29 protein-coding genes are annotated in these 26749 nt (G+C 34.1%); 12 read left to right on the forward strand and 17 right to left on the reverse strand.

The features are described from left to right. The first annotated feature begins 34 nt into the window (after window positions 1-34). A complete protein-coding gene (locus tag ACM39_RS15575) occupies window positions 35-487 on the forward strand; it encodes a DUF6759 domain-containing protein (protein WP_048511958.1) in 453 nt (150 codons plus the stop codon). 96 nt (window positions 488-583) lie between these two features. On the opposite strand, the gene rpsB is transcribed toward ACM39_RS15575, so the two are convergent. The 3 genes from rpsB to rplM all read right to left on the reverse strand — a co-directional run bounded on the left by rpsB (window position 584) and on the right by rplM (window position 2392). Continuing rightward, window positions 584-1345 (reverse strand): 30S ribosomal protein S2, encoded by a 762-nt coding sequence (gene rpsB, locus ACM39_RS15580; protein ID WP_048511959.1) that lies wholly within the window; start codon window positions 1343-1345, stop codon window positions 584-586. A 198-nt stretch (window positions 1346-1543) separates the two neighbouring features. Further along, window positions 1544-1930: a 30S ribosomal protein S9 gene (gene rpsI, locus ACM39_RS15585; protein ID WP_048511960.1), complete on the reverse strand. Its 387-nt coding sequence runs from the start codon at window positions 1928-1930 to the stop codon at window positions 1544-1546. 6 nt (window positions 1931-1936) lie between these two features. Then, window positions 1937-2392, reverse strand: coding sequence for a 50S ribosomal protein L13 (rplM, locus tag ACM39_RS15590; RefSeq protein ID WP_034678947.1), 456 nt, complete (start codon window positions 2390-2392; stop codon window positions 1937-1939). A gap of 345 nt (window positions 2393-2737) precedes the next feature. Here rplM and ACM39_RS15595 point away from each other — a divergent pair, with 345 nt between their 5' ends. Beyond that, a complete protein-coding gene (locus ACM39_RS15595; protein WP_048511961.1) occupies window positions 2738-3832 on the forward strand; it encodes a DUF3667 domain-containing protein in 1095 nt (364 codons plus the stop codon). On the opposite strand, the gene ACM39_RS15600 is transcribed toward ACM39_RS15595, so the two are convergent. Beyond that, the gene (locus ACM39_RS15600) at window positions 3829-4161 is read right to left on the reverse strand and encodes a hypothetical protein (RefSeq protein ID WP_048511962.1); all 333 of its coding nucleotides are present in this window, start codon (window positions 4159-4161) and stop codon (window positions 3829-3831) included. The two genes, ACM39_RS15595 and ACM39_RS15600, sit on opposite strands and share 4 nt — an antisense overlap. A 188-nt stretch (window positions 4162-4349) precedes the next feature. Between ACM39_RS15600 and ACM39_RS15605 the strand changes: the two genes are divergently transcribed. Next, on the forward strand, window positions 4350-7697 hold the full coding sequence (locus tag ACM39_RS15605; RefSeq protein WP_048511963.1) for a methylmalonyl-CoA mutase family protein: 3348 nt from the start codon (window positions 4350-4352) through the stop codon (window positions 7695-7697). 451 nt (window positions 7698-8148) lie between these two features. Here the strand turns inward: ACM39_RS15605 and ACM39_RS19275 are convergent, their stop codons facing one another. Both ACM39_RS19275 and ACM39_RS15610 read right to left on the reverse strand, forming a co-directional pair. Continuing rightward, window positions 8149-8298 carry a hypothetical protein gene (locus tag ACM39_RS19275; RefSeq protein WP_165585123.1) on the reverse strand — a complete coding sequence of 50 codons (150 nt, stop codon included), beginning with the start codon at window positions 8296-8298 and terminating at the stop codon, window positions 8149-8151. A gap of 40 nt (window positions 8299-8338) precedes the next feature. Next, window positions 8339-8527 (reverse strand): hypothetical protein, encoded by a 189-nt coding sequence (locus tag ACM39_RS15610; RefSeq protein WP_048511964.1) that lies wholly within the window; start codon window positions 8525-8527, stop codon window positions 8339-8341. 126 nt (window positions 8528-8653) lie between these two features. Here ACM39_RS15610 and ACM39_RS15615 point away from each other — a divergent pair, with 126 nt between their 5' ends. The 3 genes from ACM39_RS15615 (at window position 8654) to ACM39_RS15625 (ending at window position 11225) form a co-directional block, all read left to right on the forward strand. Further along, window positions 8654-9364 (forward strand): diphthine--ammonia ligase, encoded by a 711-nt coding sequence (locus ACM39_RS15615; RefSeq protein WP_048511965.1) that lies wholly within the window; start codon window positions 8654-8656, stop codon window positions 9362-9364. Window positions 9365-9533: 169 nt separating this feature from the next. Continuing rightward, window positions 9534-10685, forward strand: coding sequence for a serine hydrolase domain-containing protein (locus tag ACM39_RS15620; RefSeq protein ID WP_048511966.1), 1152 nt, complete (start codon window positions 9534-9536; stop codon window positions 10683-10685). Between the two features lie 6 nt (window positions 10686-10691). Next, a complete protein-coding gene (locus ACM39_RS15625) occupies window positions 10692-11225 on the forward strand; it encodes a 2'-5' RNA ligase family protein (protein ID WP_048511967.1) in 534 nt (177 codons plus the stop codon). A gap of 59 nt (window positions 11226-11284) precedes the next feature. Here the strand turns inward: ACM39_RS15625 and ACM39_RS15630 are convergent, their stop codons facing one another. Continuing rightward, on the reverse strand, window positions 11285-12646 hold the full coding sequence (locus tag ACM39_RS15630; RefSeq protein WP_048511968.1) for a M64 family metallopeptidase: 1362 nt from the start codon (window positions 12644-12646) through the stop codon (window positions 11285-11287). A gap of 2 nt (window positions 12647-12648) precedes the next feature. Next, the gene (locus ACM39_RS15635; protein ID WP_048511969.1) at window positions 12649-13134 is read right to left on the reverse strand and encodes a hypothetical protein; all 486 of its coding nucleotides are present in this window, start codon (window positions 13132-13134) and stop codon (window positions 12649-12651) included. A 107-nt stretch (window positions 13135-13241) separates the two neighbouring features. Here ACM39_RS15635 and ruvC point away from each other — a divergent pair, with 107 nt between their 5' ends. Continuing rightward, window positions 13242-13796: a crossover junction endodeoxyribonuclease RuvC gene (ruvC, locus tag ACM39_RS15640; RefSeq protein WP_048511998.1), complete on the forward strand. Its 555-nt coding sequence runs from the start codon at window positions 13242-13244 to the stop codon at window positions 13794-13796. A 2-nt stretch (window positions 13797-13798) separates the two neighbouring features. On the opposite strand, the gene ACM39_RS15645 is transcribed toward ruvC, so the two are convergent. Both ACM39_RS15645 and ACM39_RS15650 read right to left on the reverse strand, forming a co-directional pair. Then, window positions 13799-14263 (reverse strand): lipocalin family protein, encoded by a 465-nt coding sequence (locus tag ACM39_RS15645; protein ID WP_131701469.1) that lies wholly within the window; start codon window positions 14261-14263, stop codon window positions 13799-13801. 50 nt (window positions 14264-14313) lie between these two features. Beyond that, entirely contained in the window at window positions 14314-16200 is a 1887-nt protein-coding gene (locus tag ACM39_RS15650; protein WP_048511971.1) for a zinc-dependent metalloprotease, read from the reverse strand. Window positions 16201-16414: 214 nt separating this feature from the next. On the opposite strand from ACM39_RS15650, the gene ACM39_RS15655 reads away from it, so the two are divergent. Together ACM39_RS15655 and ACM39_RS15660 are read left to right on the forward strand one after the other, a co-directional pair. Beyond that, entirely contained in the window at window positions 16415-17485 is a 1071-nt protein-coding gene (locus ACM39_RS15655) for a DUF4407 domain-containing protein (RefSeq protein WP_048511972.1), read from the forward strand. Window positions 17486-17570: 85 nt separating this feature from the next. Then, window positions 17571-17768, forward strand: coding sequence for a KTSC domain-containing protein (locus ACM39_RS15660; RefSeq protein WP_048511973.1), 198 nt, complete (start codon window positions 17571-17573; stop codon window positions 17766-17768). A 46-nt stretch (window positions 17769-17814) separates the two neighbouring features. On the opposite strand, the gene ACM39_RS15665 is transcribed toward ACM39_RS15660, so the two are convergent. Beyond that, on the reverse strand, window positions 17815-19686 hold the full coding sequence (locus tag ACM39_RS15665; RefSeq protein ID WP_048511974.1) for a GEVED domain-containing protein: 1872 nt from the start codon (window positions 19684-19686) through the stop codon (window positions 17815-17817). 247 nt (window positions 19687-19933) lie between these two features. Between ACM39_RS15665 and ACM39_RS15670 the strand changes: the two genes are divergently transcribed. Together ACM39_RS15670 and ACM39_RS15675 are read left to right on the forward strand one after the other, a co-directional pair. Continuing rightward, the gene (locus ACM39_RS15670) at window positions 19934-20401 is read left to right on the forward strand and encodes a redoxin domain-containing protein (protein ID WP_082140622.1); all 468 of its coding nucleotides are present in this window, start codon (window positions 19934-19936) and stop codon (window positions 20399-20401) included. 2 nt (window positions 20402-20403) lie between these two features. Next, a complete protein-coding gene (locus ACM39_RS15675; protein ID WP_048511975.1) occupies window positions 20404-20922 on the forward strand; it encodes a DsbA family protein in 519 nt (172 codons plus the stop codon). 60 nt (window positions 20923-20982) lie between these two features. Here the strand turns inward: ACM39_RS15675 and guaB are convergent, their stop codons facing one another. The 6 genes from guaB to ACM39_RS15705 all read right to left on the reverse strand — a co-directional run bounded on the left by guaB (window position 20983) and on the right by ACM39_RS15705 (window position 26053). Continuing rightward, window positions 20983-22443: an IMP dehydrogenase gene (gene guaB / locus ACM39_RS15680; RefSeq protein ID WP_048511976.1), complete on the reverse strand. Its 1461-nt coding sequence runs from the start codon at window positions 22441-22443 to the stop codon at window positions 20983-20985. Between the two features lie 156 nt (window positions 22444-22599). Beyond that, complete coding sequence (locus ACM39_RS15685) at window positions 22600-23100, reverse strand: DUF4252 domain-containing protein (protein ID WP_048511977.1); 501 nt, start codon at window positions 23098-23100, stop codon at window positions 22600-22602. Between the two features lie 11 nt (window positions 23101-23111). After that, on the reverse strand, window positions 23112-24395 hold the full coding sequence (locus tag ACM39_RS15690; RefSeq protein WP_048511978.1) for a DUF4252 domain-containing protein: 1284 nt from the start codon (window positions 24393-24395) through the stop codon (window positions 23112-23114). 64 nt (window positions 24396-24459) lie between these two features. Beyond that, window positions 24460-25134, reverse strand: coding sequence for a hypothetical protein (locus ACM39_RS15695; RefSeq protein ID WP_053073339.1), 675 nt, complete (start codon window positions 25132-25134; stop codon window positions 24460-24462). Further along, window positions 25109-25618, reverse strand: coding sequence for an RNA polymerase sigma factor (locus tag ACM39_RS15700; protein WP_048511979.1), 510 nt, complete (start codon window positions 25616-25618; stop codon window positions 25109-25111). Before ACM39_RS15700 ends, ACM39_RS15695 begins: the two co-directional genes overlap by 26 nt. Before the next feature lie 84 nt (window positions 25619-25702). Continuing rightward, window positions 25703-26053, reverse strand: a complete 351-nt coding sequence (locus ACM39_RS15705; RefSeq protein ID WP_048511980.1) for a helix-turn-helix domain-containing protein — start codon at window positions 26051-26053, stop codon at window positions 25703-25705. 129 nt (window positions 26054-26182) lie between these two features. Between ACM39_RS15705 and ACM39_RS15710 the strand changes: the two genes are divergently transcribed. Continuing rightward, window positions 26183-26413 (forward strand): hypothetical protein, encoded by a 231-nt coding sequence (locus ACM39_RS15710; RefSeq protein WP_048511981.1) that lies wholly within the window; start codon window positions 26183-26185, stop codon window positions 26411-26413. The last annotated feature ends 336 nt before the right edge of the window (window positions 26414-26749 follow it).

Here is a 26749-nt window from a genome sequence, read left to right on the forward strand (position 1 = left end):
TAAAAACTTAAATTTACGTTTAAAAAATCGTGATATGAAAAAGTTGTTCCCCTTCTCCGGAGTGCTACTTGCATTAATATTAGGAAGCTGCAACGCTAATTATAATACAAATTATCCTGTGAGAAATCAATATCCTACAAGAAATACAGGAAATGTGGGTAATTCTATATCTCAAACTGAAAGAGAGTACCAGACACTCATAAAAACATATAAACCGGAAACTGCTGCTGTTTTAAATGATTTATTAAATGATTCTTCAGGTGAACCAAAAACATCAATTACAGTAGAAAATAACTCCCGATGTAATATGGTTCTTACCATAAGCGGAAATAATTATTTCAAAAAAATCCCTATTGGAACAGGAAAAATAGGTTCTGCAATGGTTTTGAAGAACCAGAATTATAATCTTTCAGGTATGCTTTGTAACTCGGTTTATCAAAAAACAAAATTTATTACAGGCTCATATAATATTACGCTTTCTGATTAAATATTTAGAGTTAAAAGTTTAAGTATACTCTATCAAAAACAAAAAACCACTAAGATTACTCTTAGTGGTTTTTCCTATATTAAAGAAAATCTTTAATTATTCAGCATCGAAATCAGCATCTTTTTCAGCAGATACCTTTTCTCCTTCTTCTTTAGATTTTTCTTTATCAGCTTTTCTTTGAGACTGACCATCTTTGATAGATTCAGAAACAATGTTTAAGATCATATCAATAGACTTAGAAGCATCATCGTTTCCTGGGATAACGAAATCTACTTTTCTTGGGTCAGAGTTTGTATCAACAATACCGAAAACTGGAATACCTAATTTCTTAGCTTCAGTTACAGCGATATGTTCTCTCATGATATCTACAACGAAGATTGCAGAAGGAAGACGAACCATGTCAGAGATAGAACCTAAGTTTTTCTCTAAGTTCGCTCTTTGTCTGTCTACCTGTAATCTCTCTTTTTTAGATAAAGTTTCGAACGTACCGTCTTTTTTCATTTTGTCGATAGAGTTCATTTTCTTTACAGCCTTTCTGATTGTAACGAAATTCGTCAACATACCACCCGGCCATCTTTCTGTAATATAAGGCATATTAAGTTCAGCAGCATGCTTTGCAACTACTTCTTTCGCTTGCTTTTTAGTAGCTACGAAAAGAACTTTTTTACCTGCAGAAGTTAATTTTTCTAAAGCGCTGCACGCTTCATCCAATTTAACAGCTGTTTTATGTAAGTCTACAATGTGAATACCGTTTTTCTCCATAAAAATGTATGGAGCCATATTTGGATTCCACTTTCTAGTCATGTGACCGAAGTGTACACCAGCCTCTAAAAGGTCTTTTACATTTGCTTTTGCCATGTTTTCTGTTTTTGTTAGTTTACTTTCCGTCTTTTAAACAATCAACAACTTCTTTAGATGGGAGAAGTGTTTGGATGCTAAACATAACGGGCAATTTGCTTTAGGCTGTAAGCATTAAGCTCTGAGCTTTCAAGCGGATTAAAAATTTTAATAAGTTCAAATAGCTTATTGCATATTGCTTTAAGCTTACCGCAATTCTTAACGTTTTGAGAATTGGAATCTCTTTCTTGCTTTTTTCTGACCTGGTTTCTTTCTTTCAACCATTCTTGCGTCTCTTGTAAGTAAACCAGCTGGCTTCAAAGCTAATCTGAATTCAGCATTGATTTCACATAAAGCTCTTGAAATACCTAATCTGATAGCTTCTGCCTGACCTGTATTACCACCACCGAATACGTTTACGGTAACATCATACTGACCAACAGTTTCAGAAAGGATAAACGGTTGGTTCAACTTGTAAACCATCACGTCTGTAGAGAAATAATCTTTTGCATCTTTACCGTTTACCGTAATAACACCAGAACCTGGCTTTACATAAACTCTAGCTACAGAAGTTTTTCTTCTTCCGATTTTGTGAACTATAGACATAATTAATTATTTAAATTCGTTAACATTAATTGTTTTAGGCTGTTGAGCTTCATGTTTGTGCTCAGTTCCTTCATATAAATAAAGGTTCTTTAATAAAGCAGATCCTAATCTGTTTTTTGGCAACATACCTTTTACAGACTTTTCTAATACTTTTAAAGAATCTTTCTTTTGAAGTTCAGCTGCAGTCATAGACTTTTGACCTCCAGGGTAACCTGTATGCCAGATATAAGTCTTATCGTTCCACTTGTTTCCGGAAAGAGTTACTTTCCCAGCATTCAAAACAATAACATTATCACCACAATCTACGTGAGGTGTAAAGTTTGCTTTGTGCTTACCTCTCAAAATCTTTGCAACCGTAGAAGCTAGTCTTCCTAACGGCTGTCCTTCAGCGTCTACCACAACCCATTCTTTATTAGCAGTAGCTTTGTTCGCTGAAACAGTTTTGTAACTTAATGTATTCACACGTTTTAGTTAAAGATTAAACATAATTTTCCCCTAAAAGGGTGTGCAAAGGTACAAATTATTTTTAGAATGCAAAAACATATTTTATTTAATGTCATCATTATAAACTCCGGTCAAACGATTTGACAGATTTCATCTATCATACTTTTGGCATAAATTATTATAAAAGGACTTTGCTGTAAAAAATATTTTAGAAGATTCTAAAAACGCACATAGCAAAGTTAAGAGTTTAGCCTCTCAACTCTTGCTTTATTGACTTTTATTCAAACATTCTCTTAGAAAATTATGAATTTGATTATTTTATATTTTAAAATAATTATATTTGTGTAAAATCATCCTAAAGCTATGAGCCACGGTAAATTAAGAGAAGAAAAAGACTGCCTTAATTGCGGACATACTGTAGAAGAAAAATTCTGTCCTCATTGTGGACAAGAAAATATTCAGACACGCCAGCACTTTCATTATCTATTCACACATTTTATTGAAGATTTTACTCATTATGACGGACAATTCTGGAAAACAATAAAATATCTATTATTTCGTCCGGGAAAATTAACTAAAGAATATCTTTCAGGGAAAAGACAAATGTATGTCGCTCCAGTGAAGCTTTATATTTTCATCAGCTTCATCACATTTCTACTTCCAAGCTTATTACCTCATCATGAAGAACCTGAAAAATCCGAAAACAAAACAAAGATTCAAAAAACACAAGAAAAAGAGCAACAAGCAGAAGCTACACATAAAGTCATTGAAAGCCTGAAAAAAGAAGGAATAATTTCGGATAAAGCTTCTGCGAAAACTCAAAAAATTGTTGATTCTCTAAAAACGAAAGATGAAAATGATGATTTGATTGAAAATTCTTTCAAAACAGGAAATACATCTATTATGAACGCTCATAATATGAAAGAATACGAAGCGCTTCAGAAGAAAGACAACACAGGTTTTTATAATTTTATGAAACCTGTTGCGAAAAAAATATTTGAATTAAAAGGTAATGGCCTCACCAAAAAACAAATGATAGAAAAATATTCGGAAACAATTATTCATACTTTGCCAAAAGCTCTTTTTATATATCTCCCGATTTTTGCATTTTTCTTATGGCTGTTCCACAACAAGAGAAAATGGTGGTATTTTGACCACGGAATATTCACTTTACATTATTTTTCTTTTCTGCTTTTAGCAATTCTGATCTTTATAATCTTTAAAAATATTGTAAGCTTCTTACCGGACTACTTTATTTTAAATTTATTTTGCTTTTTTATTTTCTCGGCTATATTTATATATATGTCTGTCTATTTTTTTGTAGCACATCACAGAGTGTATGAAAGCTCACGAACATTAAGCATTTTTAAGGGAATACTCTTATTTATCGTAAATTTTATAGGACTGGTTTGTATGTTTTTGGCATTATTATACGTTAGCGTAATTACAATGCATTAATTACGCAGAGACTTTGTCGCTCTGAAACTTGCAATAAGATAATACGCTACAAAAACCGTAGAAAATTTCAAAATCGAAGGAATTGCCAGTTCAAGACTAAATAACAAAGTTCCGATCAACACTAAGATACCCATTGCCACAAAAGATAATCCCAGCTTTTGAGGCAATGTAATATTGGAAGTATCCAGATAATAAGCAATTCCCCATGCAATCCCGAACGCGAGTGCATAAAATACATCAAGACCAAGATTATCAGAACTGTAGAAGAAATAATTGATCAAAAAACTCAAAACTGTTCCCAATGCAAAATACATCAAAGCTTTTTTCATACCTTATATAATAATATGACACAAAAGTAGAGATTTTAGTTATCATTTCTAAACGAATGTTTGTTATTTCAGGGAAGATACAATTCATTTAAATAACTTAAAAACCTAATAATCAATAAAATAAATACAAAACTCAGGTTCTTATTTTATTATTATATTTGAGAATTCAGAAATTTTCTAGATTTTTTATGGAAACCCAAAAATATACTCCTAAAAACAAAGTAAGAATCGTAACAGCTGCGTCATTATTCGACGGTCATGATGCTGCGATTAATATCATGCGCCGTGTCATTCAGGGGACCGGATGCGAAGTCATTCACCTTGGTCATGACAAATCCGCAGAAGAAGTGGTGAACACAGCCATTCAGGAAGATGCCAATGCGATTGCCCTAACTTCTTATCAGGGCGGTCATAATGAATATTTTAAATACATCTACGACCTTTTAAGAGAAAAAAATTCTCCGCAAATCAAAATTTTCGGGGGCGGGGGCGGTGTAATTCTGCCAGAGGAAATCGAAGATATTATGTCTTATGGAATCGACAGAATTTATTCTCCGGATGATGGTCGTGAGCTTGGATTGCAGGGCATGATCGATGATCTGGTTAAAAGATCAGATTTCGCAACAGGAAAAGAAGTTACGGCAGATGATTTAGATTCAATTAGTTTTGAAAATTCTACGAGCATTGCCAAGATCATTTCTGCAGTAGAAAACTTCTCAGAAGAAAAACCTGAATTGGTAAAAGCGATTGACGAAAAGTCAAAAGATTTAAATATCCCAATTATCGGTATCACAGGTACTGGTGGAGCCGGAAAATCTTCATTAACAGACGAGTTGGTAAGACGCTTCCTTCGTTCAAATCCGGGTAAAAAGATTGCTATCATCTCTATTGACCCTTCAAAAAAGAAAACCGGAGGTGCCCTTTTGGGTGACAGGATCCGTATGAATGCGATCAATGACCCAAGAGTTTATATGAGATCGATGGCGACGAGAGAAAACAACGTTTCCGTTTCTCCGTTCATTCATTCAGCCTTGAATGTGTTGAAGTTGGCTCATCCGGATGTTATCATTTTGGAAACTTCTGGTATTGGACAATCTGGCTCGGAAGTTTCTGATTTTGCAGATGTTTCAATGTATGTGATGACTCCTGAATACGGCGCTTCTACACAATTGGAAAAAATTGACATGTTGGATTATGCTGATCTGGTTGCTTTAAATAAATCTGACAAAAGAGGCGCTCTAGATGCGCTTCAAGCCGTAAGAAAACAGTTCCAGAGAAACCATTTATTGTGGGAACAGCCGTTGGATGATATGCCTGTTTATGCGACAAAAGCATCTCAGTTCAACGACCACGGAACCACTGAATTATACAATAGATTGGCTGCAAAAGTAAATAATAAATTTTCAGGTTTAAACTTGCAAGGTTTTGTTGAACAGGAAATTACAGATGAAGTAACAATTATCCCTCCGAAAAGAGTCCGTTACCTTTCTGAAATCGTTGAAAACAACAGACAGTACGATGCCAATGTTGAAAAACAGGCTGAATTAGCCAGAAAAATGTATCATATCGAAGGTGTTAAAAACTTCCTTTCCAATGAAACTTTAGATGCTGAATATCAAAAAGCAGAAAAAGACCTTCAGCAGGAAAATATCGATTTCCTGAAAAACTGGGACAATACAAAAAAAGCTTTTCATGAAGAATTTTATTCATATTTCGTACGCGGAAAAGAAATCAAAGTTGAAACCTCAACAGAATCTTTATCACATCTTAAAATTCCAAAAATTGCATTACCAAAATACAACGACTGGGGTGATTTGATCCAATGGAAAGGTCAGGAAAATCTTCCGGGAAGCTTCCCTTACACAGCAGGAATCTATCCTTTCAAAAGAACCGGAGAAGATCCAACGAGAATGTTTGCCGGAGAAGGAGGCCCTGAAAGAACCAACAGAAGATTCCATTACGTTTCGGCGGAAATGCCTGCAAAACGTTTGTCTACAGCTTTCGACTCTGTAACATTGTACGGGCAAGACCCTGCTTTACCACCTGATATTTATGGTAAAATCGGAAATGCGGGAGTTTCTATCGCAACGTTGGATGATGCTAAAAAGCTGTATTCAGGATTTGATCTGGTAAATGCATTGACTTCTGTATCAATGACGATCAACGGACCTGCTCCGATGTTGCTGGCTTTCTTTATGAACGCTGCCATCGACCAGAATGTTGAAAAATATATTGCAGAAAATGGCTTGGAATCTAAAGTTGAAGCTGTTTTAAAAGCAAAATTCGATGATAAAGGGTTAGCAAGACCAAAATATAACGGAGAACTACCACCTTCTAATAATGGGTTAGGTTTAAAATTATTAGGAATCACAGGAGACGAAGTAATTCCTGCGGAAGCGTATGCTGAAATTAAAGCTAAAACCATCGCAACCGTTCGTGGAACAGTTCAGGCTGATATTTTAAAAGAAGACCAGGCTCAGAATACCTGTATTTTCTCTACGGAATTTGCCTTGAGATTGATGGGTGACGTTCAGGAATATTTCATCACAGAAAAAGTAAGAAATTTCTATTCGGTTTCTATTTCAGGATATCACATTGCGGAAGCGGGAGCAAATCCTGTTTCCCAGTTGGCATTCACATTGGCAAATGGTTTTACTTACGTGGAATATTATTTGTCAAGAGGAATGGACATCAATGATTTCGCACCTAACTTATCGTTCTTCTTCTCCAACGGTATCGACCCTGAATATTCGGTGATCGGACGTGTGGCAAGAAGAATTTGGGCAAAAGCTATGAAAATAAAATACGGAGCAGATGAAAGAAGCCAGATGTTGAAATATCACATTCAGACTTCGGGACGCTCGCTTCACGCTCAGGAAATTGATTTTAACGATATCCGGACAACACTTCAGGCGCTTTATGCAATCTATGATAACTGTAACTCGCTTCACACAAACGCTTACGACGAAGCTATTACCACTCCGACTGAGCAATCTGTAAGAAGAGCAATGGCGATCCAGTTGATCATCAATAAAGAACTTGGATTGGCGAAAAACGAAAATCCATTACAAGGTTCATTTATTATTGAAGAATTAACGGATCTGGTGGAAGAAGCTGTCTACGCTGAATTCGACAGAATCACGGAAAGAGGTGGTGTTTTGGGCGCAATGGAAACGATGTACCAACGTTCGAAAATCCAGGAAGAATCGATGCATTATGAATGGTTGAAGCACACCGGAGAATATCCAATTATCGGGGTAAATACTTTCCTTGGAAAAGATGGTTCGCCAACAGTTCGCCCTGGAGAAGTTATCCGTTCGACCGAAGAGGAGAAACAGGTACAAATTCAAACGTTACATAACTTCCAAAAGTCTAATGAAGATAAATCTGAAGCAGCTTTGAAAACATTACAACACGCTGCAATCAATCAGCAAAACTTATTTGCCGTAATGATGGATGCCGTAAAATATTGTTCTCTTGGACAAATTACCAATGCTTTGTTTGAAGTGGGTGGTAAATACAGAAGAAATATGTAACGGCTATGCCATAGACAATTGTTGACGACTAGCTGTTTTAACAATTATAAATTCAAACCTCAAGAAATTTCTTTGAGGTTTTTTGTTGCATAAAAAATAAACCCCACAGAAGTAATCTACGGGGTTTAGTTTAGTTTTAATTATAAAAATTTATTTCTTATTAAAATCTCCTGCAAAAACAGAAGTCAGTTTATCTTCACTGATATATTTTCTAAGAACATCATTTACCTGATTTACTTCGAAAAGACTATGTTTAGATTTTTAATACCCACTACAAAAAGTATTACCTCTTTTTCTAAAGTTTTTCCTTTGTAATATTTAGTTATAGTTTCCCACACCTACAATTTTCGTTAAATTAAATGATGAAAATACCATATAAGTCGATATAGCTGAACCATACTGACTCTATTATTTTAGATAGCTCTAATTATTAGAAAATATTTTCAATATATTAACCTCTAGTACACGAGTAACTAACTCCACCACAAGCTTGATCTATCTGATCTGTTGTACTTGAGCCATCTGCTACAATAGCAGTTACCATTTTCCCATTATCGCATTTACAGTGATAAACTTCATTTCCACCCAGCATCTTTTTCAATTGAGTTCTATTAAGTTTTTTCATATTTTTTGATTTTGTTTTAGTTACCTCCTACGCAGCTTGTATGAGTTTGTCCACATGCGTTATATGCATTTGTATTTGCTTCACTCCAAGTATCAGCAACAGCTGTAACAGTCATTCCGTTTTGGCACCTGCAATGTAAAGTTGTTTGACCTCCATGAATTTTTGAAAGCTTTGCTCTATTCAATGGTCTACTCAATTTTTTCATACTATAAATATTTTTAAGACTAATTACAAACGTAAAAATTTATTTTCATATAATCTATATTTTATCACGATATTGTGATTTTTTAACACTTAAAATAATTCATTAATTTTAACATTATTATTTTAAATGAAACCAAAAGCCGTATTTAATTGGAGCAGTGGAAAAGACTCTTCGCTTGCACTTTATAAAATCTTAACCGAAGCCAAATATGATGTAAATTGCTTATTAACAAGTATTAATAAAGAATTTCAGAGAATTTCAATGCATGGAGTTCATGTTTCACTTTTAGAAAAACAAGCAGAAAGTTTAGGTTTGCCATTAATCAAAATGAAGCTTCCGAAAGAGCCTTCTATGGAAGAATATCGAGAGATAATGAGCAAAACGATGAATGAAATAAAATCTCACGGTGTTACTCATTCTATTTTTGGAGACATTTTTTTGGAAGATTTACGAAAATATCGTGAAGATCAATTAAAATCAATTGAAATAAAAGCCGTCTTTCCTCTATGGAAAATCAATACACTAAAACTTATCAATGAGTTTTTAGATTTAGAATTTAAAACAATCGTAACCTGCGTAAATGAAACTTATCTTGATAAAAGTTTTGCCGGAAGAATTATTGATAAAGATTTTATTAAAGATTTACCAGAAAATGTTGATCCTTGCGGTGAAAACGGAGAATTTCACACCTTTACTTTTGGCGGGCCTATTTTTAAAAAAACTATTGAGTTTGAAATCGGGGAAGTTGTAAAAAAAACATATCTAAAACCGAAATCTGATAAAAATGACAATGAAGGAGAGTATGTCTTTTGGTTTTGTGATTTAGTTTCAAAATAACCCTCTTTCAAACCTGATTTTTGATGTACACTTCAGCAACAATATTACACATACAGTAATATTTTAACCAGTGTTCAAATAATTTACATCAAGTATTCTAAATAAACATTAAGAGGTTTTTCCTATTTTTGGGATTACAATATTTCTTAACAATTATTTTATACACCAAATGACGAGAAAAACACTTTATTTATTCACTTTAATTTCACTTTTAATTAATTTTATTTCATGTAAAAATGATCTTCCTCCTGCAAAGCCGGTTAACAAAAATGAAATTATAGATTCCACCATCACTGCTTTCGAAAAAAATCTTTTGAAGCAGGAAATAGATTCTGTTTTCAAAAAATATAATTTTAATGGAAGCATAGCTGTCTTTAAAGATTCTGTTCAATTGTATAGAAAAGAAAACGGATTTTCAGACTTTAAAACAAAAACAAAAATCGACAGCAATTCTATCTTCGCGATAGCTTCGGTGAGTAAGCAGTTTACTGCTGTTTTAATCTTGCTTCAAATGGAACAGGGGAAACTAAATGTGGAGGATAAAGTTTCAAAATATTTAAAAGATTTCCAGACCAAAGAATATGAAAACATTACTATTCATCAACTTTTAAACCACACCTCCGGGCTAAATACTTTCGGAGGAAAATTGATGTTTAAAAGCGGTACAGATTTCTATTATTCAAATGATGGCTTTAATGCTTTAGGTAAAATTGTAGAAAAAGTTTCGGATAAACCTTATGATGAAAATATTATGGAACTTTTCAAAAAAACAGGAATGAACCATTCTTCCACAGGAAATATTTTTAAAGGTAATCATTTTGCAGGAGCCTATCTTGGAAATATAAAAAGTCCTGAAAAAATCCCAAATATGCCTGAAAGACTGGGCAGTAAAGACATCGGAATTCCCGCAGGCGGAATACTTTCAACCATTGATGATTTACATACTTGGAATAATGCCCTTTACAACGGGAAAATCCTGAAACCTGAAATCTTAAGAAAATTCACTTCCAAAAGCTCGGAAAGAAATCACCCTATTTTTGGTAAAATGGGCTATGGCTACGGAATCATGATGAACTTAGGAAAACCCGTATCTTTTTTCCACAGCGGGTATATTAAAGGTTCACCTTCACTGAATATTTATTATCCTGAAACGAAAACTTCTGTTATTATTTTGTCTAATATTGCTGATGAACAAAGCGGAAAGAGTTTAATTTTCAAACCTCATAAAGAAATAAGAAAAATTACGGATATTATTGAAAATACTATTGCCGAAATGAAGCAGGAAATGATTAAACCAGAAATCACGGAACATGAATTGTAAACTTCAATGAAAAAATTATACTTTATAGCAATATATCCACCTCAACAAATCATTGATGAAGTGAGAATTTTTAAGCAGGATTTAGCAATAAATTATAATAATTCAAAAGCATTGAAAAACGATGCGCATATTACTTTATTCCCTCCTTTCGGCAGAAAAATTGATCTGGAAAATGACATTCATGTGGCGTTTCAAAAAATAAATACTTTTATGTCACCATTTGAAATAGAACTTAATGGTTTCGGAAGTTTTGCCAATCCCAAAAACCCTGTATTGTTTGTAAAACCCGAAATTAATGATAACTTAATTGAGCTTCACAACAGGGTAAAACAGCACTTTAATTTCATCAAATATTCTTTCAATCCTCATATAACAGTTGGTTATAGGGATTTAAGTTTTGAAAATTATTTAAAAGCATGGGAAGCCTATCAGGATAAAGAATATAAAACTAAATTCTTAGTTGATAAAATAACGTTGCTTCGCCACGACGGAAATTGGGTTCCAGTTGCTGAGAAAAAATTAGCAGACACTTCAATTTAATTCATAAAAAAAATCGACTCAAAAAAGAGCCGATGTAAAAATATTTTAAATTTTAGAATTTATTCTTTTATAATTTTCTGAGAAACAATTAAACTTTTATTTTCAGTTACCACGAAAGTATAAACTCCGGAAGGAATACCATTAATATCCACAAATATTGTTGAAGCATCTTTCATCTCATATTTTGCAGGAATAACTCTTCCCGAAGCATCATAGAAAGCAACTTTTATATCTTTCCCAAAATTCTGTTTTCCTTTAATATAAAACTCATTATTCGCCGGATTTGGATAAATGCTGAACCTCCTTTCCTCTGCTTTAATTTCTGAAGTCCCCAATGTCGTCTTATTCAAAGTCCAAGTTACGTTGGCAAAATGAACAGCAGAATGATTAGTAACTTTAATCAAAGATGTCCCATCTGTCACTGAAAAAAGCAATGTATTATTTCCGCTATTCAATTGGCTTGGCGTAATGGATAATGTGTTACCTGTTGATGCAAGCAGAGTACCATTCAGTGTCCATGAATTTGTCAATGTATTTGGGATTGGAAAAATTTCATTGACTGTAAAAGTTATGTTTGAGGTTCCATCAACAGTACCCGTGTTTGCAGGAGTAAACGAGTCAATCGGAGAAACCAATGAATGTATTCTCTCAATAATTGCCTCTGTACAAACTGAACAAAACTCTCTGTTCAGATACCTCATCTCACAATTCTGATGCGGACGATACCATGTTGGGCTTTCTGCATGAGGATATATTCCTACTCCATTCAAGCCTACCCAATTTTTCCATCTGATTGTTGCCGGATCTGAAGTTTGCGTTTTATTTGCTAATTCTCCAGAACCCGCAAACCAATATTCATCAGCCAATTGCCCAAAAGAGTGTCCTAATTCATGAACAACAATTTCATTAGAGGAAGCATTTAGGGAAGCAAAAGCATATGTTCCGCCACAACCACCGTATTCAGTAGAATTTCCTAAAATATAAGTAATATCATAATCCGGAAGGTTTGCTGCCAGCACCTGTGCAACTTTATTTGTTGTGTTACTGTAAATACACCTGTGAACCCCAAAGTCGAACGATGAGCCTAAATAATTATTCGGATTGGAAACCGGAATTACCGGCTCTGTAACATCTGTCGCAGTGCCGGGGTGCTTTACTCCTGTTTCAGCAGAAACTACTTTAATTGCATATGCATTAAAATAATTTTTATATTCTTTATAAGGAGTTTTTGTGAAAAGATAATTAACCGTGTTCTGAGCAGAATTTATAAAATCCGCTTGTTGAGCAGCCGTAAAACCGTCTCCCATAACTGCAATGTTTATACGTTTATCATTACTGCCATTCTGTAAAACAGGAACCGTTTCAAAAACCTGTGCGAAACAGAACGAACTGATTAATAAAGAAAATAAAGTTTTTTTCATGATTAAAGTTTTTGGTTTAACAGTAATTGGTTTCCGGCATTTGTAATTTTTTCTACTTTCAACACCGCAATTTCATTAGAATGTGGGTACCTAATACTAAATTCTGCATTTTGAAGAGAGACTTGGTTCCGGCTAATATTATCTTCAAAATTTTCCATAACAGGGTTCAATGGATCTTCTACCGCCTGTTTTACAATTTCTTTTCCATCCGCACTGGTCAGAGTAATGATAAAGTCTCCAATATTAGCAGAATTTCTGTCGAAATTTGGAGTATATTTCAACTTTCCTTCACTCACTTTCTTTTCCTGCAGAATAACTTTTTCCACCCCTGAATTATCTTTCTCTACCTTGAAAAAAAGATAGCCAATCTGGCTCTTACCCTTGTTTGAGCTTATACTTACCACCCTGTTATCTCCATAGTTATTAATCTGTGAAAAACCACAAAATAAAAAAGAGGGAACAATAAAAAAACTAAGCAAATTTTTCATAATCTCATTTTTGGTATGAAGTTAAGAAGATTTTAAATAAAAAATACACATCTTTTTTATTTAAATTATAATTAATGGAAACATTGGAAAGTCATATCTTTGAACCAATGATTTCAGAAAAGATAATATTAGGAATTGATCCGGGAACTACCATTATGGGGTTCGGAATTATTTCTGTGAAAAAAGGGAAAATGGAAATGATTTCGATTCATGAGCTCTTATTAAAAAAGTATCCTAATCATGAAACGAAACTTAAATATATTTTTGATAAAACATTAGCACTTATTGATGAATTTCATCCTGACGAAGTTGCTTTAGAAGCTCCCTTTTATGGTAAAAACGTACAAAGTATGTTAAAACTAGGCCGTGCTCAGGGTGTTGCGATGGCCGCAAGCCTTCATAGAGATATACCAATCACCGAATATTCTCCTAAAAAAATCAAAATGGCAATCACGGGAAATGGTAATGCCAGTAAAGAGCAGGTGGCAGGAATGCTTCAAAATCTATTAAATTTAAAAGAATTTCCAACAAAATATCTGGATGCTTCCGATGGACTGGCCGTTGCAGTTTGTCATCATTTTAATTCGGGGACTATTGCTGATACAAAATCTTACACCGGCTGGGAAAGTTTTTTGAAACAAAATCCGGGGAGAGTGAAGTAAAATTATTGTCTTTCGTAAATATCTTCAATTTGTCTTACTTTTCCATTTAAAATATCTCTATAATTAAATGAAAAACTGTTTTTAGAAATTTTCGTAAAGTTTTCTTTTCTTTTTAAATCTGCTTCTGTATAAAAAATAGAACTCCCTTGAATTGAAATTGTGATTTTTCCGGATGAACTTTTAACAGAACAATTTTTCCCTGTAAAATAATTTTTAGTTAAAAATAATTGTTGATTCTCTTTCTGAAATTGCCAAATGTATTTCTTCATGCACTCTTGTAATGGATATATCTTTTTTTCATCTCCGTCAATATATCTTTTTTCAACAAATTTCCAATTTCCTAAAAAATATTCTATTACATTTTGGGATTCTGCATTATTTTTTGCTACAACTCCTATTTTTTGCTGAGAGTTGCAATTTATTATTAACAAGCACGGGAATAGTAAGATACAATTTTTCATATTCATATTTAAAATTAAATAAAAAAGGAGCTTTTAGCAAGCTCCTTTTTAGATATTTAGTTTAAGAATTTTTTTGATTCTTTTTTATCTGAATAATTGATGATATATGCACCTCTTGGTAATTGCTGATTGATTTGAACTTCATTAGTCTTAGAATTACCTTTTTGAATAAGCTTACCACTTAAATCATAAATTTGATAATCTCCAAATATATTATTCTTACCGCCAATAAGCTGAAGTTTGTTTTCTGATTTTATGTAAACAATTTTAACATCAGAATTAGCTTTCGTTTCAGACGTTCCTAAGACATCCAGGATTCTTACCGCATAATCTTCAGCCTGACCATACTGCAATTGTGAGCAAGAAGTAAAGTCTGGCAAAGCAGCACCGCTGTACGTCGCAGCATCTACAATAACTCTCATTCTCAAGTACGTATTTTTCACTGCTCCTGCAGGTGGCGTAATATTATTTGTAAGCGTTATTTCTGCTCCTGAAGCCAAAACTGCCGAAGTATTGTTAACTACCAATTCGCCATCTTCAAATGCACCATTGTTATTATAGTCAATCCAGACTTTAGCTTTCATTTTATCTGATTGTCCAAAACCATTAGCATAAGTTACCTGTAAAGATGTTGCAGAGTTTGCTGCAATATCTGTATAATACGCAGGTCTGATACAAGTTGCTGCTGCATAATTTTCATAAAACTGAGGCGCTGCTTCATCAGAATCATAACCGTTTGTCATACTGCTAATAGAACCAAATTCTACTCTTGTTGCTCCAATTGCGAAGTTATTATTTGCAGGATGTGCAATACTTGGAGGATTACATTGTGAAGCGACAATAGAAACCGGAGAAGGAACTATCACAGAAGGATCTTTACCTGCCAGTGAATTTAATAAGTTCTTTCTATATTCCATCATTAGCAAAATAGCTCTTTCTCTTTGGCCTTGTGTAAACTTACGCTCAACATTTGTATAATTCATGATATTATACTGTGTCCCATCATAGTTTTGCCCTGTACAAGGATCTACGCTGTTATTATTTGGAACTGCAACTCCATACATACTTCTTGATGGTGAAGTATCACAAATTCTATCTCCGTCTGTTGTACAGTCATTATTTACAGGACAAGTAGCCTGGCTTGTATAAGAAACACCTTCAAATGTATGATACAAGCCAAAAGCGTGTCCTAATTCATGAGTAAGTGTTGTATCGTTTTGATTCTTGATAGTTGCTACTTTCATAAAACTTTCATAGAAATAATCATAAGTATCCGGGAATCTTGCATATCCCATCAATCCATAAGATAATTGTTGCTGGCCATCAAAACCAATAACTACATAAATGTTAAAATATGAAGTTTCCGGCCAGTGCGGAGCTAAAGCTTTCACCTGATAATCAGCAGTTCCATTATTTGAAGACATCTTCACACCTCTTGTATCGTACGAAGGAAGCGTACTTCCATTATATCTTACAATTCCCGAAGTTGGTGTACAGCTTGGAGATCTTTTAGCTAATACCAGTTTAAAAGGAATCACATTTCCTCCGTCATTTCCTGGACCTTCTGCATAAAAACCATTGCCGAAGGTAGTAGCATACATTTGGTTTGCTCTGTCTATCCAGTCAATAATTTCCTGATCTGTTAAAGCCAAATTTGCATTGGCCGAAGCTTGAGATTCAATAACATGCACCACAACCGGAATTTCATAAACCTGACCCGTATATAAACCATTCCATGATGTTGAACCGCCAACTTTATTAAGAAGCGATTGTTTGTCCATATTTCTCAATCTGTTTTCAACTTCTTCCCTTTTTTTCTTCATATCAGGGAATCTAACGTCCATTTTCCTCATTTCCTCATCAAAGCCACAATATTTTTGTACATTCTGAGAAAATGCATTAATAAAAAACATTAGCAATAAAACTGTACTAATTCTCTTCATTTTCTTACTTTTATTATTTTAATATCCGCAAACCTATCATTTTTTTGAATAATCACAAATTTTATTTTCATAAAATTTTAATTTTCAACCACCTGAATAATAAATAATTAATAATCAGCCACTTACAATCAAATTTAAAATTACTTGGCAAAACATAATACTATCTTTAACATTGGTACGGTTTTTAGTATTAATTTTGTATAAATTTTCTGTCATGAAAAACAAACAACAAACTATAAATCAGGCAAATCATTCTATAAATTGGTTCCAAAAGTTTTTGCTGGTCTGCTCCGGAGGAAACGTTCATATTTTGAGAAAGACACCCAGCGAATGGAATAAATTTGCAGGTATTGGAGGAATCGTCCTGTTCACAGCTGTTTTTGCTACTCTCTCAGCAGGTTATGCAATGTTTACTGTATTTGATAATATCTGGACCGCTACAGGCTTTGGGATTTTATGGGGATTAATGATATTCAATCTTGACCGTTATATTGTTTCATCAATCAAAAAAACAGGAACCTGGTGGAATCAGATTTTAATGGCAGTTCCTCGTTTGATTTTAGCCGCCTTTCTGGGAATTATTATTTCAAAACCATTAGAGCTTAAAATTTTTGAAAAAGAAGTTAATAAACAGTTGAATACCATTATTCAAAGGAATAAAAAACAACTTCAGGGTGAAATGAACGGAAGAATCCTTCAGCAAAGCGGACCTTTTGAGACAGAGAAAAAACAAATTTCAGATAAAATTGTTCAATATCAAAAATCTTACGATTCTGCAGCTGTAGAGCTGGAAAAGGAAATTTTAGGAAAACAGTCAAATCTTACAAGCGGAAAAGAAGGTTTTGGGCCCAATGCAAAACGTAAGCAGGAATTAAAAGAACAAAGAAGGCAAGACTTGGAAAATTATCAAAAACAGATCGCACCAAGACTTGATTATTTAGATAAAGAAATTTCAAAAGTTTACACCAATCTTGAAACTGAAAGAAAATCTACAGAAACCATTGAAGATAAATTCAACGGGTTTGCAGCAAGATTGCAGGCTTTAGATGAATTAGGAAAAAATTCCGCAATCATTGGTCTGGCAGCCACTTTTATTATGGGATTATTTATTTGTTTAGAAATTTCTCCGGTTTTGGTTAAGCTTATTTCGGCTGTTGGTCCTTATGATTATCTTTTAGAAAAAACTGAAAATGATTTCAGATTATATTCGAAAGAGAAAATAGAAAAAGGAAATTTCCTAACTGATTTCAGAATTGAAAAATTCAAAGAAGATTTAAAAAAATAAAGAATAAATCAACATAATTTAACCTTTCAGTGATTTCTGAAAGGTTTTTTAATATGTAAGGAATATTTTTTGATGTAAATCATATATGCCATCTTCTGTTATAAGTAATTATCTGTATTTTCCGGAAACTGAAATATTACGAATTATATATCAGTCTGGAGCAGTGTATGATTATTTGAAAGTACCCCAAGAAATTTTTGATAACTTCAGGGCAGTACAGTCTAAAGGAAGGTTTTTGAATTACGTGATTAAACCTAAATTTAAGTTTAAAAAGATTGAATAAAAAAAGTCCCAATAAATGGGACTTTAAACTATTTTATCGATTAAAATTATTTAATAATCAATTTAGAAGTTTTGTTTTCTTTTCCGTTAGAAATCTGAACCATATACACTCCTTTTTGAAGGTTATGGTTTACTCGATATGTACCGTTATTTTCTTCCGTTATCGATGGAGATTCTATTAATCTTCCAGACATATCGGAAATAGTAACCTTAAGGTTTTTACCGTTTTTAGCTTTGATAAATACTTTATCTCCTGCAGAGCTCGGGTTAGGATAAATCACTAAATCATTACTATCTGCCTTAGTTTCGCTTGTTCCCAAAGTAGAAACAATGGTTACAGAATAATCTTCTGCCTGGCCATAATTAAGCTGGCCACAAGGAAGTATTGACGCAGGAGTATTATAGTCTGCTATAACTCTCATTCTTAGAGGCGTATTCATAACTGCTGAAGCTGGAGGAGTAAATGTACCTGTAAATGTACCTTTCAAATCAGAACCAAGGGGAATATTATTTCCGGAAGTCACTAATTCAGAGGTTTCGAACGTTCCGTTATTATTATAATCTATCCAAACTTTCACTGATTGAGAGTTTTGGAAAATCCCAACCTGAATTGTCTGTAGCTGATTAACTGTTAACTGAGTGTGAGAATTTACAAGACACTCTTTAGTTGTATAATCTATGTAAAACTGAGGCGCAGCAGGCCAACCTCCGGAAGAAGAATTATCAATATCTCCTAACTTAACAAAAGTAGGTCCGGCAAGATAAAAATTTGCTGTACTCGGGTTATTGACTCCTGGCGGATTACATGAAGCAGGAACTGGAGTATGGTTAGTAGAAGTAGAAGGTAAAGCCGTAGCCCCTTTAGACGTAGTCAAGCTACTTCTGATCATCATAAATAAATCATTTATTCTATCTCCCTGTCCTGTTGTAAACTTTTGAGCAACAGAATTTGTATAATTCATCATATTATACTGTACTCCCTGATAATTAGTTCCTGTACAAGGGTTAATTGTAGAGTTTGCCGGAGGATAAATCGCATAGCCACTCCCTGCTCTTTCAGTGTCACAAACCATATCATCATCTACAGCACAGTTATTAGTAGTGGGCGGACAATAATCGGCATCTGTAGGCAGTAAATCATAATCTGCTCCCTGAAAAGTATGATATAATCCCATAGCATGACCAAATTCGTGAGCAAATGTCGTATCGTGAGCGTTGGTAACAACTCCTGATTTCATGAATGACTCGTAATTTGCATTTAGGTTATTTGGAAAAGCAGCAAACCCCATAAGACCAGAGTTTGGAGAAGCATCTCCATCAAACATACTAATGACGTAGATATTAAAATAAGAGTCTTCCGGCCAGTGAGGAGCCAAGTTTTTAATAGCGGTTCTGCTGGCTCCATTCAAAGTTTGCGTATATGCCATCCCTGAAGCATTATAACCACTCAAAGAACCTCCATCGTATCTTACAATACCTGTTGTAGCTTCACAACCGGGAGTTCTTTTCGCCAAAACAAGTCTGATAGGAAACACTGCAGATTGCCCAAAGTCAGCAGGTACTCCACTAGCCGGCCATGCATATGTCCCTGCATACATTTGATTAGCTCTCTCAATCCATGCCTGGATATCAGCATCCGATTTATTATACGTAGTACCAACAGCAGCACCAGAAGGATAAATAACGTGAACAACTACGGGAATTTCATAAATGCCGTTTACTAATTTAGCGGTAGAAACAGAAGGATTCTTCTCCCTTTCTTCCCTAATTCGGTTAACAATCTTATCAAAAGCCTGTCTCATTCCAGGATTTTGTCTGTCCTGTAATGCTAAATCCTCATCAAAACCACAGGTTCTTTGTTGCTGTGCCGATAACGACAACGAAAATAGCATGAACCCGTAAAGTAAAGTTCTCTTCATTTTTATAAATTTTAAGGTTTTAGGTATAAAGATTTTAAAGAATCTACCAAAGTAAATGTATTCTTTTAAACCTCTATAAATAAATTAATATTAAATTATTCTAGTTAGTAGCACGAGTAATAGATTTGTTACAATTTTTAACCTTTTTTATTTTTAATGTTAATTTAAATCAAACAACCCTGGATAATTAAATTCTTATCCCTAATTTTAATATATAATAATTCAAATCACACAAAACTATCACAATATGATATTACAACAAGGAACTTTAGCTCCAGATTTTGAACTTCATTCTACTCCTGATCAGAAACTAAAGCGCAGTGATTTTTTAGGCAAAAATCTAATTTTAGTCTTTTATCCTGCAGACTGGAGCCCGGTTTGTGGAGATCAGGTGTCTTTATACAACGAAATGTTAAGCATTTTTCACAAATATAATGCGGATATTCTAGGGATATCCGTTGACAGCTCTTGGTGTCATGATGCTTTTATGGCAGACAGAAAATTACACTTCCCTTTATTGGCAGATTTTAATCCCAAAGGTGAAGTTTCAAAAGCATATGGAGTTTACAATGATGATAACGGAACTTCAAAAAGAGCTTTATTTGTTATTGATAAAGAAGGAATTATCCAATGGAGTTATTTGTCTCCGGACGGAATCAATCCCGGAGCAGACGGAATTATCGACGCATTAGAAAATTTAAATAAAAACTCATAATCATGTCTACATTAAGAGTCCCAATCAATTCTCAAGACCATGTTTTAGGAAACCCGGATACTGCAAAAATCGTATTGGTTGAATATGGAGATTATCAATGTTCTTATTGTGGACATGCCTTTCCTCTGGTAAAAAAATTCGTTGAAGAATATGGAGATGATGTAGCTTTTGTATTCAGGAATTTTCCTTTAACTGATTCACACGAATTTGCAATGGCAGCTGCAACAATAGCTGAAGGTGCAGGAAAGCAGGAAAAGTTTTGGGAGATGCATGACCTCATCTATGATAATCAAAATTTATTAAGCCAGGATATGCTTAAAGAATGCGTAAAGGTCTTACAGCTTGATTTTAATAAAATTGAAAATGATGTTAATACCTCTGACATTCAGGATAAAATAGAAGCTGATTTTGAAGGAGGTGTGAGAAGCGGAGTAAACGGGACACCGTCATTTTTTGTTAATAATCAAAAGTGGGAAGACTATGACGGAACTTATGATTCATTCGTTGACCTAATTTCTTAGTTTAAATAAAAAGAAAGCCACACAAAATTGTGTGGCTTTTTATATATACTTAAAAATATTTTATAAAGAATAATTCGGAGCTTCCTGAGTGATGATAACATCATGTGGGTGAGATTCTTTCAAACCACTTCCTGTAATCATTACCATTTTTGTATCTTTTTGTAAAGCTTCAACATCTTTAGCCCCACAATATCCCATACCCGCTCTTAAACCTCCTGTTAACTGGAAAATTACATCCTCCAATTTCCCTTTATGGGGTACTCTTCCTTCAATTCCTTCCGGAACGAATTTTTTAGCCTCACTTTGAAAATATCTTTCTTTTCCTCCTCTCTTCATTGCAGAAAGACTTCCCATACCCTGGTAAGATTTGAATTTTCTACCTTGGAAAATGATTTCCTCTCCCGGAGCTTCATCGGTTCCTGCTAAAAGTGAACCCAACATTACGGCTCCTGCTCCACTGGCGATGGCTTTTACAATATCTCCTGAAAGTTTAATACCTCCATCGGCAATTACTGTTACGTTTTTAGATTTAGCATACTCATAAACATTGTAAATAGCAGATAACTGGGGAACCCCTACTCCAGCGACAACTCTTGTTGTACAGATAGAACCCGGGCCAACACCCACTTTAAGAACATTTGCTCCGGCTTTAATTAGATCTTTCGCTGCTTCAGCCGTTACGATATTTCCACCTACAATATCCAAATCCGGATATGCTTTTCTGATTTCAGAAATTTTATCCAAAACACCTTTTGAATGACCATGTGCAGAATCAATACCCACAATATCAACACCAGCTTTCACCAAAGCGGCAATTCTATCCATCGTATCTTCTCCAACTCCGACACCTGCACCTACGATAAGACGGCCATTTTCATCTTTGTTGGCATTTGGATACTCTAATTGATTATCAATATCTTTAATGGTAATTAAACCAACCAACTTATTATCTTTATCTACGATTGGCAGCTTTTCGACCCTGTTTTTAAGAAGAATTTCTTTAGCTTTCTCAAGGTTTGTATTTTTATCAGAAGTGATCAGATTATCTTTTGTCATAATCTCTTCGACTTTCATATCAAGATTCTCCTGATATTTTACATCTCTGTTTGTGATGATCCCGATTAATACGTTTTCGGCATTTACAACCGGAAGACCAGAGATTTTATATTTAGCCATTGTTTCTTTAGCCTGAGCCAAAGTATGATCTTTAGAAAGAGTAACAGGGTCGGAAATCATTCCGTTTTCTGAACGTTTTACACGGTTTACCTGTGCAGCCTGTTCCGCTATCGTCATATTTTTATGAATGAAACCCAAACCTCCGACTCTTGCCAGAGCAATAGCCAAATCACCTTCAGTAACTGTGTCCATGGCAGCAGAAACTATAGGAACATTAAGCGTAATTTTATCGGTAAGTCTTGATTTTAATGAAACCTGATTAGGTAAAACTTCTGAATAAGAAGGGACTAGAAGAACGTCATCGAAAGTGATGGCTGTCTCTACAATTTTGTTATGAATAGACATCTTTACTTTCTTGCAAAATTAAGACATTTTGGCGAGATACGAAAATCGATCTTAATAGTTTAAATAAAATTTAATAATCAATAACTTAAATCAAAAAACCACCCATATCTGAGCGGTTTTTCTTGTACAAAATAATAAACGTATATGAATATGAAGTTATTTATCTTTAGCAAAATTGATCATTCTTGAGATGTCATCGGCGGTGAAATTCCCTCTGATATCCACAAATACAAGCTCTTTGTCTGAGTTTACGGTAAGGAGCATATTTTTGATGGCATCCCCTTTCTGCTTTACTCTCACATTTACATTATCCCCTTCATGTTTTATTGTTGCCCAGTCTTCGTAATTGTTGTCATTCAGGTAATTTGCAAAATCTTTCAGCATTGCCCTATCCCCATTTTCTACAGTCAGCACCTTTATTTTCGAAACTTTTCTTATAAGTTTAATGGCTTCTTCATTATTTCCATCTTCTTTTAAGGCTTTTTTAATGAAAGGTTTTGCCAAAAACATCGGCACGTTGATGCTCGCAAATCTGGCTCCTTTAAAATCATGCCCTGCATCTGAAAAATAAGCCATATTTGGTTTTTCTGAAACGATACATGACTGCATTAGAAATAAGGCACCAACTATAAAAAAAATGTTTTTAAAAATTTTCATGGCAATTAGTTTTAATTGATTTGTTTTAAGCTTCCGCCGGATACTTTACTGATGTTTGAATCAATTTCCGGATTTCCTTTATATTTTATCAAACCTCCTGAAGATGCTTTTGCTTTCAGTTTGTCTGAAACATTTATTGAAATATTTCCTCCCGATGTAGCTTCAGCGTCAAGAGTATTAATTTTAAAATTTTCCGCTTTACAAACTGCCCCGCTGCTGATATCAATCACACCTGAATTGGCACCCCCTTCAATAGTGGTATCTGAGCCGCTGGATGATTTTATATTAATTACTTTTGTATTGATTGTTGCTTTAATATTTGATCCTGAACTTGTTTCAACATTCGTAGTGTTGGAAATATCAAAATTACCTTTTACCAGAGAACCTGATGAAGTATCTAAGCTCAGATTATTTTCTTTAACCGTATTTACTGTTGTAAAAGTTGCTCCTGAAGATGTTTTGATATCATTCATTCTTGGAGAAGAAATGTTTACACTTAAATTTTTAAATTTTAAGTTTTTTACTCCTTTGTTATCAATATACACTTTCAAAACGCCGTTTTCGACTTTGGTAACCACATATTGAAGCTTGTCTGAATCAGCAATTACCTTGATATTTGTCGGGCTTTCCTGTTTAAAAACCACATTTACCCCTGTACTCACCTGAATTCCTGAAAATTCTCCTACATTTCTGGTCTCCCCGTTTAGATATGAAGAATTATTATCGGAAGAAACCAGGCTGCTTCTCGTATTACTTATGGTATTTGATTTTGTTTCGCTGGAATTAATGATTTTGTTTACATCATCCATAGACAGTTTCCCGTCAAGTTTTACCAGAATATTTTCTCCACTTCCGCTGTCGATGCTTAATAATAAATCATCCAGAATTCCGTCTTTAGCTTCAGCCGAAAGAAATTTAATTTTTGCCCCGGAATTATTTACAGTCATGATTTCACTGTAGTTCAGACTTTTCAGGTAAGACGAAATGTCTTTACTTAATTCAGACAAATTGGTCTGAACTTTTTTCCCGTCTTTACTGTCTGTATTTTCAGGGTTTTCTGTAATTAAAACTCTTAATCCCTTAATTTTTGACAGAAACGGTTTTATCTGCTCCAGCTGTGAGTCTTCAATATTCAGGCTGCTAAGCATTCCAAACATTGGTTTTGCAATTTTTATGGAGGTTACCCCCTCTACTTCCTGATATTTCTCAAGAAGTCTGTCGAATTTATCATCCTGCCCGTACACATTGAAAAAGTGTGTAAAAGCAAGTGCGAATATTATGAATAGTTTTTTCATGAGTCAATTTTATTTTTTTCGGTGATTATTAGTGCCTGATCAGGTGCATCATCTTTATTTAAGTTTAATAATCGTCATCTACGACGGTAGGTTTTACCAATTTTTCACTAACGTTATTTGCAAATATCTGAAATGAATACTTAGTCACGTTGATAGCTTCTTCTACATTATCAATTCTTTTTCCGTTTACAATCACGTAAGAATTTTTGTAGCCTGTAGAATCTTTTGAAGCTCTGTTTTTGTATAAGGAATTGTACACAAACTTTGGTTTTCTTTCTTTCTTCATTCTTCCTCTTCTGGGCAAAATTTCATCCAAAACATCTTTTTCAGTAGCCGAATTATTATCCTGAACGATAGAATCTTTCTTTGCTCCGGCCACAGAATCAATCACACGATTAACGGCTACCTGCTCCTGGTGATCATTATTTTCTTCAATGAAATCTTTTTTCTGTTGCCTGATTTGATTTTCAACCAACTGAGCCTGGTCCTGTATGTTTGAATTTTTATTCTCATTAAAAATAAACCCGATGCTGAGAAGCAAAACCAAACTCGCTGCCATCCAAAACCATTTCGGGAATGATGGCTTTGATTTTGTTTCGAGAGGAATAATTGGGGATTCATTTTCAGTTTCTCCGCCCTCTGCTTTTTTCAGGAAATCCTCAAAATCCCAGTCCATCTTTTCTTCCTTTATCTCCCGGAAGATTTCGTCGTATTTATTTTGAAATTTGTCTTTGTTCATAATCCATCAGTTGTGAGATTTGTTCTTTTACTTTTTGTCTTGCCCGCATAAGATTTACTCTTACTGCATTTTCTTCCATTTCCAGCATTTCTGCTATTTCCGAGACCTCATATTCTTCTACATCTTTCAAATGGATAACCATCTTTTGCTTTTCCGGAAGCTGATTGATAAAACCAATGATGTGTTCCTTCAAATTATTCACTTCCATGCTGTAAAGCTCTGACCGATGAAGCTGCAAATCTGCAAATCCCAGCTTCACATCGTGGTGCTTCAGCCTGTTCAGACATTCGTTCCGGACGGCTTTCAATGCATAGGACTTTAAATTTCCAAACTGCTCCAGCTCATCTTTTTTCTGCCAGAATTTTATCATTAAATCCTGCACCACGTCTTCTGCTTCATCACTGCTCATGACAAACCTTTTCGCAAAGCGATACATCTCATTTTTGAGAATGAATACCGTATTCTTAAAGGTCTCTTGGGTCATAAGTTTTGTTTCTATAAGTAAGACAACCGGAATTTCATTTTTATTACATCAAAAACAAAAAAACTTCAAAAAATTTTGAAGTTTCTATTTTTTTTCGAGAAGCTGTTTAAGATAAGCTATCTCTGTATCCTTATCTTTCAGCCTTTGTTCGTATTGTTCTATTAATTTTTCGGAGGCATTAATTGCTGCATAATTCTGTGCTATTGCAACTTCATTATGATTTTGATTTACAGTAATGCCGTCTCCACTTAAAAAATCTAAAGCACTTACATCTAAGACTTCTGCAATATCTTTTACCTGAGAAAAGCCCGGCTTACTTTTATCATTTTCAAAATTGGAATAAGTTTTCTGAGAAACATTGAGAACTTCCGCAAGATATTCCTGGGTAAAGTTTTTGTTGATTCTCGCTTTTTCCAGTTTTTCGCCTAGCGTCATAGCACAAAAGTATTTTTATCAAAATTACATAATTTTCTTTTAGAAAAATACTACGGAAATCAGTAGTTTTTTACTTCATTATATCACTTCTTTTTTCACACCTTATATTTAAAAACAAAAAACAATTAAATGAGAAACAAATTTATTTTGTGGTTATTATTGATAACCTTTAGCATCACTTTCCATTCCTGCAGAACCCATTTAGAAGTAACAGAACACGAAACTGAACCAGGTGATCATATCCATCAAAAAATCAGCACAGGTACTTTTCAACAAGAAATTTTTCTAAGCGGAGTTAATGAGTTTAAAGGTCAGCTAATTCTTTATCAGGTAAAAGCGGCTCAAGCTCTGATTATCTAAAGAGATTTTTTATTGACGAAACATTCAAACCTATGCTTTACGAGCGTACGATATTTTTGAAAGTCCTGAGGTAGTTTACAATCTTGTTTATAGAAAAAATGGCAATGATGTAGCATTTTCAATTGTTGAGATTATAGATAACGAACTTATTCCTGTATATGATTCTCAGAAAGGTATCGTAATAAAAATAGATAATCTGTCTACTGCAAGGATATGTACAGATTTTTATTCCGTAGAAATATGGAACTGTAAAGAAAATGTGTCTTGGGACCAATGTGATAAGTGCGCTCAATGTCTTTTTACAAGTTCAGGCTATACTTCGTATGAATGCGGAGG

Source organism: Chryseobacterium sp. FH2 (assembly GCF_001045455.1).
GTDB lineage: Bacteria > Bacteroidota > Bacteroidia > Flavobacteriales > Weeksellaceae > Chryseobacterium.

Coding starts and splice junctions, on each gene's coding strand:
- ACM39_RS15620 (WP_048511966.1), top strand. CDS start 9,534: ATGACGAGAAAAACACTTTATTTATTCACTTTAATTTCACTTTTAATT.
- ACM39_RS15700 (WP_048511979.1), bottom strand. CDS start 25,618: ATGACCCAAGAGACCTTTAAGAATACGGTATTCATTCTCAAAAATGAG.
- ACM39_RS15645 (WP_131701469.1), bottom strand. CDS start 14,263: ATGAATATGAAAAATTGTATCTTACTATTCCCGTGCTTGTTAATAATA.
- ACM39_RS15665 (WP_048511974.1), bottom strand. CDS start 19,686: ATGAAGAGAACTTTACTTTACGGGTTCATGCTATTTTCGTTGTCGTTA.
- ACM39_RS15630 (WP_048511968.1), bottom strand. CDS start 12,646: ATGAAAAAAACTTTATTTTCTTTATTAATCAGTTCGTTCTGTTTCGCA.
- ACM39_RS15660 (WP_048511973.1), top strand. CDS start 17,571: ATGCCATCTTCTGTTATAAGTAATTATCTGTATTTTCCGGAAACTGAA.
- ACM39_RS15610 (WP_048511964.1), bottom strand. CDS start 8,527: ATGAAAAAATTGAGTAGACCATTGAATAGAGCAAAGCTTTCAAAAATT.
- ACM39_RS15695 (WP_053073339.1), bottom strand. CDS start 25,134: ATGAACAAAGACAAATTTCAAAATAAATACGACGAAATCTTCCGGGAG.
- ACM39_RS15625 (WP_048511967.1), top strand. CDS start 10,692: ATGAAAAAATTATACTTTATAGCAATATATCCACCTCAACAAATCATT.
- ACM39_RS15635 (WP_048511969.1), bottom strand. CDS start 13,134: ATGAAAAATTTGCTTAGTTTTTTTATTGTTCCCTCTTTTTTATTTTGT.
- ACM39_RS15710 (WP_048511981.1), top strand. CDS start 26,183: ATGAGAAACAAATTTATTTTGTGGTTATTATTGATAACCTTTAGCATC.
- ACM39_RS15615 (WP_048511965.1), top strand. CDS start 8,654: ATGAAACCAAAAGCCGTATTTAATTGGAGCAGTGGAAAAGACTCTTCG.
- rpsI (WP_048511960.1), bottom strand. CDS start 1,930: ATGTCTATAGTTCACAAAATCGGAAGAAGAAAAACTTCTGTAGCTAGA.
- guaB (WP_048511976.1), bottom strand. CDS start 22,443: ATGTCTATTCATAACAAAATTGTAGAGACAGCCATCACTTTCGATGAC.
- ACM39_RS15650 (WP_048511971.1), bottom strand. CDS start 16,200: ATGAAGAGAATTAGTACAGTTTTATTGCTAATGTTTTTTATTAATGCA.
- ACM39_RS15685 (WP_048511977.1), bottom strand. CDS start 23,100: ATGAAAATTTTTAAAAACATTTTTTTTATAGTTGGTGCCTTATTTCTA.
- ACM39_RS15670 (WP_082140622.1), top strand. CDS start 19,934: ATGATATTACAACAAGGAACTTTAGCTCCAGATTTTGAACTTCATTCT.
- ACM39_RS15690 (WP_048511978.1), bottom strand. CDS start 24,395: ATGAAAAAACTATTCATAATATTCGCACTTGCTTTTACACACTTTTTC.
- ACM39_RS15655 (WP_048511972.1), top strand. CDS start 16,415: ATGAAAAACAAACAACAAACTATAAATCAGGCAAATCATTCTATAAAT.
- ACM39_RS15705 (WP_048511980.1), bottom strand. CDS start 26,053: ATGACGCTAGGCGAAAAACTGGAAAAAGCGAGAATCAACAAAAACTTT.
- ACM39_RS15675 (WP_048511975.1), top strand. CDS start 20,404: ATGTCTACATTAAGAGTCCCAATCAATTCTCAAGACCATGTTTTAGGA.
- ACM39_RS15605 (WP_048511963.1), top strand. CDS start 4,350: ATGGAAACCCAAAAATATACTCCTAAAAACAAAGTAAGAATCGTAACA.
- ACM39_RS15600 (WP_048511962.1), bottom strand. CDS start 4,161: ATGAAAAAAGCTTTGATGTATTTTGCATTGGGAACAGTTTTGAGTTTT.
- rpsB (WP_048511959.1), bottom strand. CDS start 1,345: ATGGCAAAAGCAAATGTAAAAGACCTTTTAGAGGCTGGTGTACACTTC.
- ACM39_RS15595 (WP_048511961.1), top strand. CDS start 2,738: ATGAGCCACGGTAAATTAAGAGAAGAAAAAGACTGCCTTAATTGCGGA.
- ACM39_RS15575 (WP_048511958.1), top strand. CDS start 35: ATGAAAAAGTTGTTCCCCTTCTCCGGAGTGCTACTTGCATTAATATTA.
- ruvC (WP_048511998.1), top strand. CDS start 13,242: ATGATTTCAGAAAAGATAATATTAGGAATTGATCCGGGAACTACCATT.